Origin of the sequence: Streptomyces sp. SID12501 (assembly GCF_010550245.1) — a bacterium.
GTDB lineage: Bacteria > Actinomycetota > Actinomycetes > Streptomycetales > Streptomycetaceae > Streptomyces.
In genome coordinates, this window is the sequence record NZ_JAAGLU010000019.1 from 73,588 (window position 1) to 89,230 (window position 15,643).

Annotated in this window: 12 protein-coding genes and 1 pseudogene; 11 read left to right on the forward strand and 2 right to left on the reverse strand. The window is 71.2% G+C overall.

Features of this window, described 5'->3' with window-relative positions; genetic code table 11:
• Positions 1 to 136 precede the first annotated feature (136 nt).
• The 6 genes from G3I71_RS23210 to G3I71_RS23235 all read left to right on the forward strand — a co-directional run bounded on the left by G3I71_RS23210 (position 137) and on the right by G3I71_RS23235 (position 9,497).
• Positions 137 to 1,741 carry a TIGR02677 family protein gene (locus G3I71_RS23210; protein ID WP_203731098.1) on the forward strand — a complete coding sequence of 535 codons (1,605 nt, stop codon included), beginning with the start codon at positions 137 to 139 and terminating at the stop codon, positions 1,739 to 1,741.
• Positions 1,741 to 3,078, forward strand: coding sequence for a TIGR02678 family protein (locus G3I71_RS23215; protein ID WP_164316834.1), 1,338 nt, complete (start codon positions 1,741 to 1,743; stop codon positions 3,076 to 3,078). Before G3I71_RS23210 ends, G3I71_RS23215 begins: the two co-directional genes overlap by 1 nt.
• Complete coding sequence (locus G3I71_RS23220) at positions 3,075 to 7,292, forward strand: TIGR02680 family protein (protein WP_164316835.1); 4,218 nt, start codon at positions 3,075 to 3,077, stop codon at positions 7,290 to 7,292. The genes G3I71_RS23215 and G3I71_RS23220 overlap by 4 nt, the downstream gene beginning before the upstream one ends.
• Complete coding sequence (locus G3I71_RS23225) at positions 7,289 to 8,587, forward strand: TIGR02679 family protein (protein ID WP_164316837.1); 1,299 nt, start codon at positions 7,289 to 7,291, stop codon at positions 8,585 to 8,587. Before G3I71_RS23220 ends, G3I71_RS23225 begins: the two co-directional genes overlap by 4 nt.
• Positions 8,588 to 8,703: 116 nt before the next feature.
• Positions 8,704 to 8,988 carry a hypothetical protein gene (locus G3I71_RS23230; protein WP_164316752.1) on the forward strand — a complete coding sequence of 95 codons (285 nt, stop codon included), beginning with the start codon at positions 8,704 to 8,706 and terminating at the stop codon, positions 8,986 to 8,988.
• Positions 8,989 to 9,149: 161 nt separating this feature from the next.
• Positions 9,150 to 9,497 (forward strand): deoxyxylulose-5-phosphate synthase, encoded by a 348-nt coding sequence (locus G3I71_RS23235; RefSeq protein ID WP_164316839.1) that lies wholly within the window; start codon positions 9,150 to 9,152, stop codon positions 9,495 to 9,497.
• 43 nt (positions 9,498 to 9,540) lie between these two features.
• Here G3I71_RS23235 and G3I71_RS23240 read toward each other — a convergent pair whose 3' ends face one another.
• Positions 9,541 to 10,626, reverse strand: a complete 1,086-nt coding sequence (locus G3I71_RS23240) for a MerR family transcriptional regulator (RefSeq protein WP_164316841.1) — start codon at positions 10,624 to 10,626, stop codon at positions 9,541 to 9,543.
• Between the two features lie 147 nt (positions 10,627 to 10,773).
• Positions 10,774 to 10,995 (reverse strand): annotated as a pseudogene (locus G3I71_RS23245) (class I SAM-dependent methyltransferase); the annotation flags it as partial.
• A gap of 133 nt (positions 10,996 to 11,128) precedes the next feature.
• On the opposite strand from G3I71_RS23245, the gene G3I71_RS23250 reads away from it, so the two are divergent.
• The 5 genes from G3I71_RS23250 (at position 11,129) to G3I71_RS23270 (ending at position 15,577) form a co-directional block, all read left to right on the forward strand.
• The gene (locus G3I71_RS23250) at positions 11,129 to 11,485 is read left to right on the forward strand and encodes a hypothetical protein (protein WP_239149313.1); all 357 of its coding nucleotides are present in this window, start codon (positions 11,129 to 11,131) and stop codon (positions 11,483 to 11,485) included.
• A gap of 435 nt (positions 11,486 to 11,920) precedes the next feature.
• A complete protein-coding gene (locus tag G3I71_RS23255; protein WP_164316843.1) occupies positions 11,921 to 12,670 on the forward strand; it encodes an SDR family oxidoreductase in 750 nt (249 codons plus the stop codon).
• A gap of 370 nt (positions 12,671 to 13,040) precedes the next feature.
• Positions 13,041 to 13,880, forward strand: a complete 840-nt coding sequence (locus tag G3I71_RS23260; protein ID WP_164316845.1) for a helix-turn-helix transcriptional regulator — start codon at positions 13,041 to 13,043, stop codon at positions 13,878 to 13,880.
• A gap of 254 nt (positions 13,881 to 14,134) precedes the next feature.
• A complete protein-coding gene (locus G3I71_RS23265) occupies positions 14,135 to 14,728 on the forward strand; it encodes a TetR/AcrR family transcriptional regulator (protein ID WP_164316847.1) in 594 nt (197 codons plus the stop codon).
• A gap of 108 nt (positions 14,729 to 14,836) precedes the next feature.
• On the forward strand, positions 14,837 to 15,577 hold the full coding sequence (locus G3I71_RS23270) for an NADPH-dependent F420 reductase (protein WP_164316849.1): 741 nt from the start codon (positions 14,837 to 14,839) through the stop codon (positions 15,575 to 15,577).
• Positions 15,578 to 15,643: the final 66 nt, after the last annotated feature.

The following is a 15,643-nucleotide window of genomic DNA, read 5'->3' on the forward strand; positions in this document are numbered from 1 at the left end:
TCGGAGCGGTGGGCTCCCCAGTCCCCGGGAGCCGTGCGCTTCGCCGACGCGACGGTGCAGGGGATCCGATACGTGAACGGCCGGTTTTCCGCAACACTCCTTCGGAGTGTCAGTGGAGGTCCGTACCCTCGACGGCATGGAGGGGAACGAGCGGAAAGTCCCGCACGGTGAGGAAGCCGACGCCGAGGCCTGGCAGCGGTTGAGCGCGTACGCGTACCTCAGCGCGCCCGAGCGCCTGGAGTACGTCGCGGTGATGCGGGTGTTCTGCGGCACACTGCTCGCCGATCTGTCCGTACCCGACCTCCTCGCCAAGCTGGCCGAGAAGGACGTCCCGCGTGTGGCGCTGGACGCGGAAACGCTCACCCGCAGGCTCGAAGAGCTCGTACGCTGGGGCAATCTGCTGCGCAGCACGCACACCGTCAAAGCGACCAGCATCACCGAGTACCAGCGCTCGCGGTCGCGCTACCAGCTGTCGAAGCTGGGGGAGCGCGTGCAACGGGGCGCGGACGAGGTACTGGTCGGGGCGGACGCGGCACGCGAGGTGAGCAGCGAGTTGCTGGTCCTCGTCGACCGGGGACTGCGCGAGATAGCCGCCATGGCCGCGGCGCCGGGTGGTGCCGATCCGCAGCAGGCACTGGAGCGGATCAGTACGCTCTTCGTGCAGTTCGCCGAATTCGCCGAGTCCGTCCGGGACTTCTACGCCTATCTGGGCCAGGTACTGGCGCGCTACGACCTCGACTCGGCCGAGTACCAGGGGTTCAAGGAACTGCTGCTCGACTACGTGGAGGCCATTACCGAGGACGTCTCCTTCCGGGCCCCGCGCATCGCGGCCCACCTGGACGCCGTCCGGCCCCACCTGCCCGGGCTCCTCGCCCGGATCGACGCACACGCGGCGGGCATGGGAGCACTCGCCGACGGGCTGACCGAGACGCGGGTGCAGCGCAGCCGCGGACGGGACATCGCGGACTGGGAGGGGCTGCGAGAGTGGTTCACCGACACCGGAGGGCACTCCAGCCAGGTGGACCAGCTCCGGGACGCCACCCTGCGGGCCCTGCAGTCGCTGCTCGCCAACGCCAAGCGGATGCTGCGTTCGGCGTCCGGTGAGATGTCCCGTCGCAAGGACCTGCTGCGGCTCGCGGCCTGGTTCGACGCGGCGGAACCGGAAGAGGCCCACGACCTGGCGGTCGCCGCCTTCGGGCTCTACGGCGCGCGCCACCTGGGGGTGGCACCGGACCCGGACCGGTCCGTGCCGGCGTACGTGAGCTGGTGGACGGGACCCGTGGTGGACGTGCCGGTGGCGCTGCGCGAGCGCGGCAGCAGAGCTCAGCGCGGACGGGCCGCGGCCGCCGAGGACCACTCCGAGCAGAAGCGCCACCTCATGGAGCAGGCGCGGCAGCAGGCCGAGGCCAGGCAGGCGGCCGCCGACGAACTGCGCAGCGCCTCGGGCAGGTTCGATTCTGTGCGCCTCGGTGCCCCGGCCATGCGACTGCTCCTGGAGCTCCTGGCGACCGCGCTCGGCAACGCCCGACTGAGTAAGGACGCCCGCGACTTCTCGCTCGACGGCGCGCAGGCGGACGACGTGGACCTCGACATCAGGCTGACCGCGTGGCGCACCCCCGGTCGGTCCACCGTCCTGCGGTCGGTGGACGGCGACCTGACGGCGGACGATCTCTCGCTGGCCGTCGAGAGCCTTGCCGTCGGGAGCGCATCCGCACCGGCCATGGGGGAGGCGAGCGCCTGATGCCCCTGCCCTCCGCCCACGATGTCGCTCTCGCGGCCGAGCGCCGCGCCGCCGCCCGGCTCCTGCTGGCCCATCCCCTGGTCACCAGCTCCGGACCGCACAGCGACACTTTTCCACTGATCCGGCGCCACGCCGACTGGCTGGCCCAGCGCTTCCAGCAGGTGTTCGGATACCGCCTGCTGGTGGAGGCCTCCTACGCCCGGCTGTTCAAGGCGGGCCTCGGCCCGGGCTCGGGTCACCGTCTGGAACGACCGTCGACCGGAACGCCGTTCAGCCCGAGGACCTACGCCTACCTGGCCCTCGCCCTGTCGGTCCTCGTCACCGCACCGGAGCAGCTCCTGCTCTCCCAACTCGTCGCCGACCTGCGGGCCGCGGCCGTCGACGCCGGCGTCGAGATCGCCGACACCGGGCGCCAGGCCGAGCGGCGGACCCTCGCGGCCGCCCTGCGGCAACTCGTCGACTGGGGCGTCCTGGTCGAGACCGAGGGCCACGTCGGGGCCGTCGCCGAGGAGCGGTCCGGTGAGGCGTTGCTGACCGTGGACCGCGAGATCGCGCGAGCCGTCGTCGCCGGCCCGCTCGCGCGCAGCCGCGACGGCGCGGACCTCGTGCGCCGGGCGGCCGACCCCGGATTCGGCGGGCCACGTACATACGTGCGCAGGCGTCTTGTCGAAACTCCTGTCGTCCACCTCGACGACCTTACGGACGCCGAGCGTGAATGGCTGCGCACCCGGCAGCGACGCGAGGCGCAGGCGTTCTCCGAACTGCTCGGCCTGGAAGCCGAGATCCGCGCCGAGGGCGTCGCTCTGATCGACACGGACGACGAACTCACCGACCTGCGCCTGCCGGGAACAGGGACTGTCGCCCAGGCCGCGCTGCTCCTCGTGGAGCGGCTGGTCGACCGGCTGCGTCCCGAAGACCCCGGCCACCCGGCGATCGGCGGACAGCTGGTCATCGGTGTGCCCGTCCCGGACGGCCTGCTCCCCGGATTGCTCGACGACCTGATCGAGGAGTACGGCAGGCGCGCCAACTGGCAGCGCGGCCACCTGGAGGACCGGGACGGATTCCTCGCGGCCGTACTCGACCTCCTCGGCCGGATGCGTCTGATGGCTTCCGCCGGGCCCGTGCGCGCGGACGGCCACGGCCTGCCCGAGGGATACGGGCAGACGGTGACAGAGGGGCGCTCCGTCACCGATGTCTCTCAGGCGCGGGGCCAGGACCGGGTGGACGGAGGCTGGATCCTGCTTGCCGCAGCCGCCCGGTACGCCACCACGGTGGCGGTCAGGCCCCGTATCGACCGGTCCCCGGCGGACGACGTCTTCGAGGAGCCGCCCCGATGAACCGCCCACCGACCCCGCACCGCTACCGACTGCACCGCGCGGGCATCCGGAACGTCTGGCAGTACGACGAGCAGGAGTTCGTCTTCGGCGAGGGCCGCCTGCTGCTGCGCGGCAAGAACGGTGCCGGCAAGTCCAAGGCACTGGAGATGCTGCTTCCCTACCTCCTCGACGGCGACGCCCGTGCGCTGGACGCCACGGGAACCGGACGCACCACGCTGGCCTGGCTGATGCTCGACGGCTTCGAGCAGACCAACCGGCTGGGCTATCTGTGGCTGGAGTTCGCGCGGACGGACGAGCACGGGAACGACCGGCATCTGACCATCGGCGCGGCCATCCGCGCGTCCCGGTCGACCAAGATGGCGAAGCCCTTCTTCTTCACCACTCGACTGCGAGTCGGTGAGGATCTCGACCTGGCCCCCGCCGGGCACCTCCTCCCCATCGACCAGCTCAAGTCGCTCGTCGGCCCGGAGAACGTCACCGACCGCGCCGTCGAGCATCGGGCCGGGGTCGCCCGCGAACTGTTCGGCCTCACCGACCCGGCGCGCTACCGCAACCTGCTCCACCTGCTGCACCGACTGCGCCGCCCCACCATCGGAGACCGCATCGACTCCGGCGGACTGGTCTCGGTCCTCGCCGAAACCCTGCCCGCCCTCGACGACGAGGTCGTGGAGAAGGTGGCCCGCAGTCTGGACGACCTGGACTCCGTGCGGGCCTACCTCGGACGCCTCGAACGCACCGACCGGGCGCTGCGCACCTTCCTCACCGACTACCGCGGCTACCTGCACGGCGCGCTGCGCCGCCGCACGGACCAGGTGACCGGTGAGCTGGAGCAACTGATGGAGCACCGCAGGTCCGCGGGTGACGCGGCGCGCAGGGCGGAGGGGCTCCGCGAGCGCGAGCAGGAACTCGACGCCCGCGTCGAAACCCTCACGAGCGAGTCGGGTGCCGCTGAGACGGACCTGGCCGCTCTGCGCGCCAGTGGCGGCTACCGCAGCCTGCAGGAACTCGGGGAGAGACGCACCACGGTCACCGCCCTGCACAGTGCGGCGGCCACCGCCTTCAAGGCAGTCCGCCAGGCGCACGGCAACCAGGAGGAGGCGGGGCGGCGTCTGACCGCCGAGGCTCGACGACTCGGTGAAGATCTGGTCGAACTGAGCACCTCGCACGGCGAGTTGGTACGGGAGGCCGAGCGGTCCAGGATCGACCCCGTGCACCTGGGGGAGCCCGTGGCGACGCCCGTCGCACCGGTCACGCCCGCCACCACAGCCGAACTGACCGCACCCGAGGGCGACTTCCACCTGGTACGACAGAGCGAGGTGCTGGCGGTCGACACAGAGGCCTGCACGACCGCGCTGCAGGCCTGGGACACCCGACTCGACGCCGCGCAGCCGGTGATCAGGAACCGCGTCAGGTTCGTCACGGAACTGGCCGCTCTCATCGAGCGGTCCAGTGAGGCTCAGAGGCAGGCGGGCGAGGCCGACACCGCCCGTGAACGTCTGGAGGAACAGGCGGACGACGCGCGGACCCGGGCCGACGGTCGCCGACAGGAAACCGCGCGTGAGTCGATGGCGTACGCCATCGAGGCCAGAGACTGGAGCGAGCGGCTGCGAACATCCACCGGGGTGTCCCTCGACGCCGTGCTGGCCCTTGTCGCGCATGACCTCGCCGACGGTCCGCTGCCCGCGCAGACCCCCGAAGAGGTGGCCGAGGCAGCGAGGTCGGCCGTCGACCCGTGGCTGGCGGGGCTGGGTGCGGAGCGCGACGACGTCGCCCTGGCCGTCCGTGAACTGGAGGCCGAACAGGTCCGCCTCCGGCGGCGGCGCGAGGAATGGGAACGCCGCACCGATCCCGAGCCTCCGCCTCCGTCCCACCGCACGGCTCCCCGCACATCCGGCACCGGAGCGCCCCTGTACCGCCTGGTGGACTTCGCCCACGAGCTGGCGCCGGACGCGCGGGCAGGCCTGGAGGCCGCGCTGGAAGCGAGCGGTCTGCTCGACGCCTGGGTGCGTGCGGACGGCGCGGTCCTCGACCCGACCACCCATGACACCCTCCTGATCCCGGGAGTCCCTGTGGCCGGGCCGACGCTGGCCCGGGTGTTGCGGGCGGTTGCCGCCCCCGACAGTGGAGTGACGGCGGAGCAGGTCGAGCGCGTGCTCGGGGCGGTGGCTCTGGCCGGGGCCGGGGCCGGGGTCGGCTTCGGCGATGCCGGTCCGGTGGACGAGGCGGCGGAGGCGGGGCCGCACACCGTGATCGGTACCGATGGCTCCTGGAGGCTCGGTGTCGCCCACGGACGCCACACCAAGGAGGCCGCCGAGTACGTCGGTGCGGAGGTGCGTGCGGAGACACGCCGCCGGGCGCTGGCGGAACTCGACCGAGGACTGGCCGACCTGGAAGACGAGTTGACGGAACGCCGGCAGGGCCTGCGGATCCTCACCGAGCACCGCGACCGGATCGCCGACACGCTGCGCCGGCCGCCCTCGGCACGTGGGCTGACGGATGCGTGGGCTCGTACGACCGAGGCCGAGCGCACCGCCGAATCCCTCGCCTCGCAGGCGTCCGCGGCAGCCCGCGAAGCGGAGCAGGCGCGTGCCCGCGCGGTCTCCGCCCGGCGCGAGACCGAGGCGACGGCGAGTGCCCAGGACCTTCCGGCGGACCCGGCCGCACTGGAAACGGTCCGTCTGGCCCTGGATCGCCTCGGGCAGGGTACGCAGCGGCTTCGTCGGCGCGTGCGCACGGTCCTGTCCGCGGCCGACGGCCACCGGGGCGGCCGGACGGACTACGAGCGCGCCGAGTCTGCCCGCCGGGAGGCCGAGTCGGACTATGCCGAGCCGCTCGGCCGCCTGGAGACCGCTCGCCGAACCGTCCAGGCCATGGAAGAGGCCCTCGGAGCCACAGAGCAGGAGATCCTCGCCCGGGAAGCCGCGGCGACGCGCCGTCTGGAAGCGTTGGGACGCCAACTCCCGCACACGCGAAGGGACCTGGCCGAGGTACACGACCTGCGCGTAAGGGCGGAAGAGGATGAGAGGGTGCGGCGCGAGGCACTCGCCGGCCAGGAAGCCGAGGCGCTGGCCTGCGGCAGGAGACTGCGTACGGCCCTCTCGCTGCCGGGCGTGCTGAGAGGAGCGGGTCTCGACCCCGACGCGGACGACGGAGCCCTGAAGTCCCCGGACCCCGTTCACCACGACACGCGGGAACGCGTCGCAGCGCTGCGCCTGCTGGGAGACGCCGTGCGGCGCGGACTGGCCGCCGAGCGCCACGACGTCTCGGACACCACCCTCCTCAACCGCCACACGGACCTGCGCGACCAGCTCTCCGGCGGCTACGACGCGACGATCGAGGAGCACAGCGGCATCAAGCTGTGCCGGCTCGTCGACGACCACGGCCCGCACGACATCGCCGTGGTCGGCGAGCGCATCGCGGCCGAGGCCGCAGAGGCACGTGACCGGCTGACGGAGCGCGAACGCGAGGTCTTCCAGCGCTTCCTGACGGGAGAACTGGGTGACCACCTGTCCTCGCAGGTGCTGGCCGCAGGCGCCCTGATCGCCGCCCTCAACAGCACCCTCGCCACGGTTCGTACCTCGCACGGCCTGGGCGTCACCCTGGACTGGAAGCTGGCGGACGGTGTCGAAGCCGACGTCAAGGCGGCCGTCGACCTCCTGCGCAGCCCCTCCGGGCTACGCACCCGTGAGCAGTCCGAACAACTCCGCGACGTCCTCCAGCGCCGTATCGAGGACGCCCGCCGCGCCGACCCGGCCGCCGGCTACGCGGCCCACCTGCGCACCGCCCTGGACTATCGCGGCTGGTTCGCCTTCACCCCCTGGGTGGTCAACGACGCGGCACCAGGCAGCCGCCGTAAGCTCTCCGGCCGCACGGGCCTGAGCCAAGGTGAACAGCGGGTCCTCTCCTACCTGGTCCTCTTCGCCGCGGCGGCGGCGCACTTCACCAGCCTGGCCGACACCGCCCCGCACACACCCCGCCTGATCCTCCTCGACGACGCGTTCGCCAAGGTGGACGAGCCCACGCACGCCCGCCTCGGCCGCATCCTGGTCGACCTCGACCTCGACTTCGTCCTCACCAGCGAGCGGCTGATCGGCAACTGGCCCGACGTACCGTCCCTGCACATCTACGAGTGTCTGCGGGACCCGCATGTGCGGGGCGTGGCCACGCTCCACTACAGGTGGAACGGTCGGCAGCGGAGGCTGATGTCGGTATGACAGGACGTGAAAGAGCCGACGAACATCCTCCGACCGCCGAAGCCCTCGTGTTTCTCACCCGGCCGGGCCTCACCCGTCTCTGGACGGCGGCACGGACCCGGCTCGAACGCAACGGCCTCCAACCGACCGGAACCGTCAGGCTCGAGCATCTGGACGCGCAGGAGCGCGAGGCACTGTCCCTCCTGTTGGCTCGACCGGTCACCGGCCCCACCACCACGATCCGCCTGCCGGACCTGGACACCCGCCTGCGCACCAGCGCGGTCGGACGGGGCCTGGCCTCGACACTGGAGGAACTGGGGCCGTCCCTGACCGACCGCCGGGCGGTCCGCGACGCGGCGGCGGCCGAACGAGCCCGCCTGTGGTCAGCGGCTCGGTCCGAGGTGGAAGCCACGTCGCTGTCGGCCCAGCCCTGGACAGCACCGTGGCTGGAGGAGATCCGACGCGGCGGCACTCTCGCCCGCCAGGATCCGAAGACCGCGGCGACCGTCATCACCCAGGCCGTCCAGATCCTGGCGATGCTCTTCCCCGGCACGACCCCACGCTCCGCCCCGACCACGTGGGGCCGCGGCGAACTGGCCACCCTCGCCACCGGCTCGGCCCACGGCCTGGACGACGGCACGCTGCTGTCCCGGCTGGCCCTCCGCGGCATCGCGCTGGCACACGGTGTCGAGCTCCCCGCGGATGCGCCCGCGCGCCGGGCCCTGTGGCGCATGGCCTCGGTCACTCCGGACGAGGTGTCCAGCACGGTGCTCACGTACGGCCTCCGCCCCACCGGCGGCACTTGGCGGGAGGCGGCCCTGTCCGAGCGTGCCGACCACCACATGGAGACTCACCTGACCTTGCGCGAACTACGCACACTGAGCCTGGAGTTGCCGCCCGGCACCCACGTCCACGTCTGCGAGAACCCACGCGTGGTCGAGGCCGCGGCCGACACCGGCTGTACGGCTCCCCTGGTCTGCACCTCGGGGAGCGCCACGACGGTCGTTCTGACCCTCCTGGACGCGCTCGCGGCGTCCGGTTGCGCCTTCGCCTATCACGGTGACTTCGACTGGCCCGGCATCGCGCTGGCCAACCGGATCATGCATCGGTACGGAGCCACGTCGTGGCGTATGCGAGCGGCCGATTACGAGTACCTCGCGACGCGCACACAGGTGCAGGGCACACCGCAGGTGCCCCTCGTCGGAACGCCGGCCGAGGCGGTGTGGGACGCGGAGCTGGCCCCCGCCATGGACGCCCTGGGGATCGCCCTGCACGAGGAGGCCGCGCTGGATCTGCTTCTGGAGGACCTCGGGTGAAGGTACGAGGGCACGGCGGCCTGGTTCGGGACGTGGGAGGTGAGTGCGAACGGGTGCAAGCTCTCTGCGAGCGGTACTCGCGTCAGTAGCTTCTGCCGACCGAGCCGCGCATCCGTGTGCTGGCCGATGATCTCCTCGCCCGCCAACTCGCCGTCCAGCAGTTCACCGAGTGGACGGACCTGCCGTACGACTCCGACCCAAGCCGTCCCGACCCGGCCCGTGCCGTCGCCCTCGTCACCGCCGACCCGGCGTGCACGCAGAATCTCGATCACGGCGTCCAGAGCCTGCTCGTACTCCAGCGTGCTCTTCTGCATGTGCCCTCCCGACCTCGGAATCCGACGACGGCCGAACCTGTGCCATCGGCCCCGACCGTAACTCGATCGCTCGAAGTGGTCACTTGACCCTTGTGAACTGAGCGCATGGATCGCCGAGACTCATGGCGCGGTACGGAGCGTGCGTCTCAGGGCGGCGGATCCCTGGCGCGGCAGATGCCTTGACCTGCTGACACCCGGCGCCCCGCAATCCCCTCGCGATCTCCACCCGCGCCGCCTACCCTGACGACATGGCCCACGGAAAGACTTCCTACGTCTGCCTGCCTTACCGGGCGTCCTACAAGCAGCCCTACGACAGGGACAGGGAGCGGATCTGCCCCCGCTGCACGCAGTCGCTGATCCACGTGGGCTCAGCCTTCGCCGCACCCCGCCGCCGGGACACCGCGGCCTGGCGGACACTGACCGTGCTGCTGCACGCGGGCGTCCGCTTCAACAAGAGCTGCTGCGGCGGGCCCGGTTACCGCCCCCGGACCCTGAGGGAGGTCCGCGAACGGATGACGTACGCCCGGCGCAGCGGAGAGCCCTTCGCGAAGTCACTCGTACGGTACGCCGTGCCCTTTTCCCCACCGCTCGGTTGAGACGGGCGGTCGCGGACAAGGGCCAATCCGGTGCGCACGGAGGCTAGTCCTCCAAGCGGACCGGCATCAGGAATGAGAAGGTGCCCTCATCGTCGGGTCGGCGGATCGCGAGCGGTGCCGTGGGCGCGCCCAGTTCCAGGATCAGCTCGTCCCGGGCTCCGGCGGTGAGGGCGTGCAGCAGGAACTCGCGGTTGACGGCCACGTTGTTCTGGTCGCCGTCACCGTCGTCGCACACGGTCACGGATCCGTTCTCCGTCACCCTGAGCACACTGAGGTCGTGAGGCTCGCTGTTGTGCTCCCGCGACTCGCTCGCGCGGACCGGACCGGTTTCCAGAGCCTGGCAGAAGGCCGCCGTGTCAACGTGGGCCCGGTGACCGGTCGGGAGCTGAACGAGGCGACGGTAGTCGGGGAACTCATGGCCGAGACTCTGGCCGGATGTCTGCCGGTCGCCGGTCTCCAGCGTCACGCGGTCACTGTCCATCGTGAGCTGGGCGGGCTCCTCGCCGGTCAGCAGCGACCGCATCGCGTCGGCGAGCGGAAGAGGCACGACCACCTGCGTCCGAGGCCCGTCGTGCCCGGTCGCGCGTGCCCCCGCGACCGCCATCCGGTAGCGGTCGGTGGCCACGAGGCGGAGTTGCTCTCCCTCGACGTCGAACAGGATCCCACCGAGCATCGGCAGCTCCGCGTCGGTACCTGCGGCGAAACGGACCGCGTCCAGCGCGGCAGCCACCTCCGGCGCGGGCACGGAGAACCGGACGGTGGCGGTGTGGAGCGAGGTCATGGGGTCTGTCTCCCTGTGGTCGAGTAGGACTCGGAGCGTGGAGAACTCGCTGCGGGCATCGGACAACCCCAGCTCGAGGCGGCGCAGATGCGCCTGAAGGAGACCGCGCACCAGATCCGTGTCCGTCCCCGCCCAGCCGGCCAGGACGAGCCGGATGTCGGCCAACGGCATGCCCGCCCGGCGTAGTCGGGCCAGCAGCCCGGCCTCGTCCAACTGCTCGGGTCCGTACCAGCGGTAGCCGCTGATCGGGTCCACCCGGGCGGGTACCAGCACACCGGCACGGTCGTAGAACCGCAGCGCACTCACGCTCAGTCCGCTGTCCCGGGCCATCTCCCCGATGCTGCGCATCTCGTTCTCCACACCAGGAACTCTGAGCCCTCGACAAGGTCGAGGGTCAAACCCGGCCATGGTCCGGATCCGTCACTCAGGCCGGACAGGGGGAAGCGCGACCCGTCGCCACACCATCCGCGGGACACGCATGCCCAGGACGAGCGCCTACGCGCGGGCGTGAACAGGGCGAACGTCGTCCGATGCCGTCGCATCCCGCCGGAACAGGGCTGTCCACAGGTACGTCACGCCGAACAGTGCCGACTCGGGCGGTTCTTCACGCATGCGGCGCAGTTCGACCTCTACCAGGTCGGAGAAGATCCAGCCCAGCGATTCGGGTGTGGAGGCGAGGCCGCCCTGCAACTCGCGTTCGCGGTACGGGTCCGAGTCGAAGGAACAGCTGGTCCTGGCGGTCACCCGCGCCTTCTTCCGGGACGCGACAGCCGAGATCGAACAGACTGTCCAGGCCGAGCCCGACCCCCGGCAGCGCATCCGGGTCTCTCTCACCGGTGTCGGCACGGCCATGCGCCGGCATTCCCACGCCTTCTACGACGACATTGTCGGTTACGAACCGACCGCACAGATCTACCGCACGAACTCCGCCGCCGCGGCGCGTCGGGTCCACGAACTGATCGAGGAGGGCGTGCAGACCGGCGCTTTCCGCGCGCTCAACGGCCATTTCGCCGCCCATGTCGTAGCGGTCACCATCGACGCGGTCCAGTCGGGGATCCTCCTGGAGAGGACCGGCCTGACCGCCGGCGACGCCTTCTCCGAGCTCGGCGACCTCCTGCTGGATGGGCTCAGTGCGGGGCAGGGCACATCTGAGCCTCCTTCCATGGCTGTGCGTTCGCCAGGGGGCCAGGTCTCGGCGCCGAGGTAACGCCGGGGAAGGGGCGCGCCTCGCGGATCGTCCCTGACCAGGCACCCCCCACCCCCCCCGAAGGCGCCCGCTGGTCAGACATGGTGCGAAGCCCTCCGCCATGTCATGTGAGCAGGCAACGCGACGTACCGACGTCCGACCAGGATCGGCCTGGCGGATGTGCGCCTGTGCGGGTTGTCCGACGGGCTTGGGCCCCGGAGCGGCTGGACCGTTCAGTTCCCTGTGTCGGAAGGGGAAGCCGGTGTGGGCGCGTCCAGGGCCGGCCCCGGATGCCGCGACGCCGAAGCGACACCGGATCCGCTGGATGGGGCCACTCCACCAGGCAGAGACCGCCGATCCATGGATGAACCGTCCTCTCCCGCCCCTGCGCGGGCGCCTCTACGGTCGGGGCTGCGGGCGCTCACCGGCCCGCCGTACCGAAGGAGCAGGACCCCCATGAAGATCACCGGCAACACGATCCTGATCACCGGCGGCACCTCGGGCATCGGCCTCGGTCTGGCCCTGCGTCTGCACGAGGCCGGCAACAAGGTGATCGTCGCCGGCCGGCGCAAGGAACTCCTCGACGAGATCACCGTCGAGCACCCGGGTATCGACGCGCTCGTCCTCGACGTCGCGGACCCCGACTCGATCGCCCGGGCCCGGGAGACCGTGGCGGCGAGCCACCCAGAGCTGAACGTCCTGATCAACAACGCCGGCATCATGCTCCGGGAGAACCTCCTCGACCCGGCCGAACTCCCGGTCGCCGAGGACCACGTCACCGTCAACCTGCTCGGCACGATCCGGATGACGTACGCTTTCCTGCCGCTGCTGGTGGGCAAGGACGACGCGGTCGTCATGAACGTCACCTCGGCGCTGGCGTTCGTCCCGTATCAGAGCACCCCGACCTACAGCGCGACCAAGGCCGCGCTGCACTCCTTCTCCGAGAGCCTCCGCATCCAGCTCGCCGGTGCTGACGCCGGCGTCCAGGTGATCGAGGTGGTCCCGCCGGGCGTGCGCACGACCCTGCTGGGCCAGCAGGACAGCGAACACGCCATGCCGCTGGACGACTTCCTCACCGAGGCTGTCGGCCTGCTGCGTGAGAAGCCCGACGCGAAGGAGGTTGTCGTCGAGCGCGCCAGGTTCATCCGCGACGCGCAGGCCAACGGCTCCTACGACGACGTCCTCGCCATGATCGCCGGCAGCTGACCGAGCTGTTGTTCCCGACGGGAAACAACAGCACGCGAGCGCCGTCACACGACGAACCTCGTCGTATCGGCCAGGCCGGGCGACGGGGCTCGTCGCCCGGGGCCCGGGGCCCGTCCAAAGCGTCAGGCGTTCTCGACGGAGACCGTCGCCGCAGGCCGCCCTCCACGCCGAGGCCTGCGGCGTACCGCCGATAGCAGGTGAATTTCCCGGCGGGTCACGCGGGGGCAGGTGACCGGCTGGGTCGTCTCGCTGCGCGCGCCCTCGCGTCGGCCGAGTGAGCGGCGTCGCGCGGGTGGGAGGGTGGGGGAGGGTTCAGCCATGGATCGGCGGTCTCTGGATAGCCGGGCGGGATGCGGCGAGTATGGACGGCATGGACAAGAAGGAACTGGCGGAATTCCTGCGCCACCGACGTGAGGCGCTGCGGCCCCGCGACGTCGGGCTGGTCGAGGGGACGCGCAGGCGTACACAAGGGCTGCGCCGCGAGGAGGTCGCCCAGCTCGCAGGCATGTCCACCGACTACTACGCCCGGCTGGAACAGCAGCGTGCCCCGCAGCCCTCCGTCCAGATCACCACCGCCCTCGCCCGGGCGCTGCGGCTGACCCTGGACGAACGCGACCATCTCTTCGTCCTCATCGGCCACAACGCCCCGGCCCGCTTCCACCGCTCGGAGCATGTCAGCCCGACGCTGATGCGGGTCCTGGACCGCCTGGACGACTCCCCGGCTTTGGTGCAGACCGACCTGCTCGACACCCTCGCGATGAACCCGCTGGCCATCGCGCTGCTCGGCGACCAGACCCGCCACAGCGGTCTGGCCAGTAGCGGCTACTACCGCTGGTTCATGGACCCGGCCGAGCGGCTGGCGTATCCGGAGGAGGTCCGCGAACACCACGGCCGCGCCCATGCGGCGCGCCTGCGGGCCGCGCTGACAGCCGGCAGCGACACCCCCCGAGCCGCCCGGATCCTCGCCGAACTCCAGGAACACAGCACCGAGTTCGTCCGCATGTGGGAACTTCAGGAAGTCGCCCAAAGCTACGACGACTGCAAGACCATCCTCCATCCCGAACTCGGCCGCATCGAGGTCGACGCCCAGCTCCTGTTCACCGAGAACCGCGCCCAGACCCTGGTGGTGCTGACCACGCGCCCCGGCACGGAGAGCGACAGCAAACTCGAACTGCTCTCCGTCATAGGGCGCCAGCAGCTCACTTCCTGACGTCCTGGACCGGGGACCGAGGACCGGGCTGGGCTCGGCGGGGGAGGGGCCGGACATGGGCACCCTGGCATGGTGCAGCCCGCACGGCTTTCGCCCCGCGCTCCACGGCCGAACATGTCGGCCCCCTGCGATGTCCGGGCTCCGCGCTCAGGCTGCCGATTTGACCGGACGCTGCCTCCGTTTTACTCTCGACCAAGTACGGAGGCAGCATCCGTTTTGATGCGGCCGCAGGATCACGGCAGGCAGGAGGGCGCATGAGCGCCGGTGAACAGCGGGGACGCAAGCCCCGCGCGGACGTTCAGCGCAACCGCGCTGCCCTTCTGGAGACCGCGCAGCGTCACTTCCTGCAGCACGGGGTCGGCACCTCCCTCGAGGCGGTGGCCAAGGAGGCGGGCGTCGGGCCCGGCACCCTGTACCGGCACTTCCCCACCAGGGAGGCACTGCTGGCGGCCGTGCTGCAGACGCGCTCCGAGGAACTGGTGGCCCGCCAGGCGGACATCGAGCAACTCGACGACGCCGCCGAGGCGCTGGAACAGTGGCTGCGCGCGATGGAGGAGTACTTCAGCGCCTTCAGCGGGCTGCCCGACCCGCTCATGGCCGCAGCCCGGGCGCAGGAGCCGGACAACCCGCTCACGATCCCCTGCGACATCCTCATCTCCGCCACCGATCAGTACGTGCGAGCCGCGCAGCTCGTGGGGCGCGTGCGCGCGTCGGTGCGGGGGCACGACCTGTTCCTCGCGGCCTGTTCCATTGCCTGGATCAAGGGCACCGGTACCGAAGAGGAATCGCTCGACCGCCTCCGCACGCTCATCGCGAGCGGCTACCGCGAGCGGGACACCCAGGCGTAAATCGTCAGGAACCCCGCTCCGCCCCCCAACGCCAGGCGGCACCACCGTCCATCCATCCATCACATCGTGCTGCCCCCGGGGGCGGCACAACCTCCTAAGGAACAAATCATGAAAATTACTGTCATAGGCGCTGGCGCCATCGGCGGGAACCTCGCTGCCAAGCTCAGCACGGCCGGTCACGACGTCCAGGTGGCCGACGCCCGCGGCCCCGAGGCCGTCCGGGCGGAGGTGCTGGAGTCCGGGGCCCGTGCGGCGGACCTCTCCGACGCCGCCGTCCAGGGCCGGGACGTCATCGTCCTGTCGATCCCGTTCGGGGTGGCGGGCCGGCTGGCGGACCTGTTCGCGTCGGTGCCCGACGAGACGGTGGTCATCGACACCGCGAACTACTACCCCGGCATGCTCAGCGAGCCGATCGAGGCGGTGGACAACGGCCAGGTGGAGAGCGTGTACACCGCCGAGCTGCTCGGCCGCCCCGTGGTCAAGGCGTGGAACGCCGCGCTGGCCGAAACCCAGCGGACCAAGGGCGTCCCGGCCGGAACGCCCGGCCGCCTCGCCATCCCCGTCGCCGGCGACTCCGAGGAGGCGCGGAAGGTGGCCATGAGCTTGGTGGACGACACCGGCTTCGACCCCTACGACACCGGCACACTGGCCGACTCCTGGCGCCAGCAGCCGAACAGCCCCGCCTACTGCACCGAGCTGACCCTCGACGAGCTGCCGGCGGCCCTGGCCGCGGCCGACCGCGTCAAGGACGCGGCCATCCGCGACAGCCTCCCGGAACGCTTCGCCACCCTCGGTGCCAACCCCACCGTCGACGACGTCGTCGAGATGAACCGCGCCGCCCACCGCTGAGTCACCCGACGCGGCTCTCGTGCACGCAACGGCACGAGGGCGGCAGCGCCGGCACGCCACGATGCC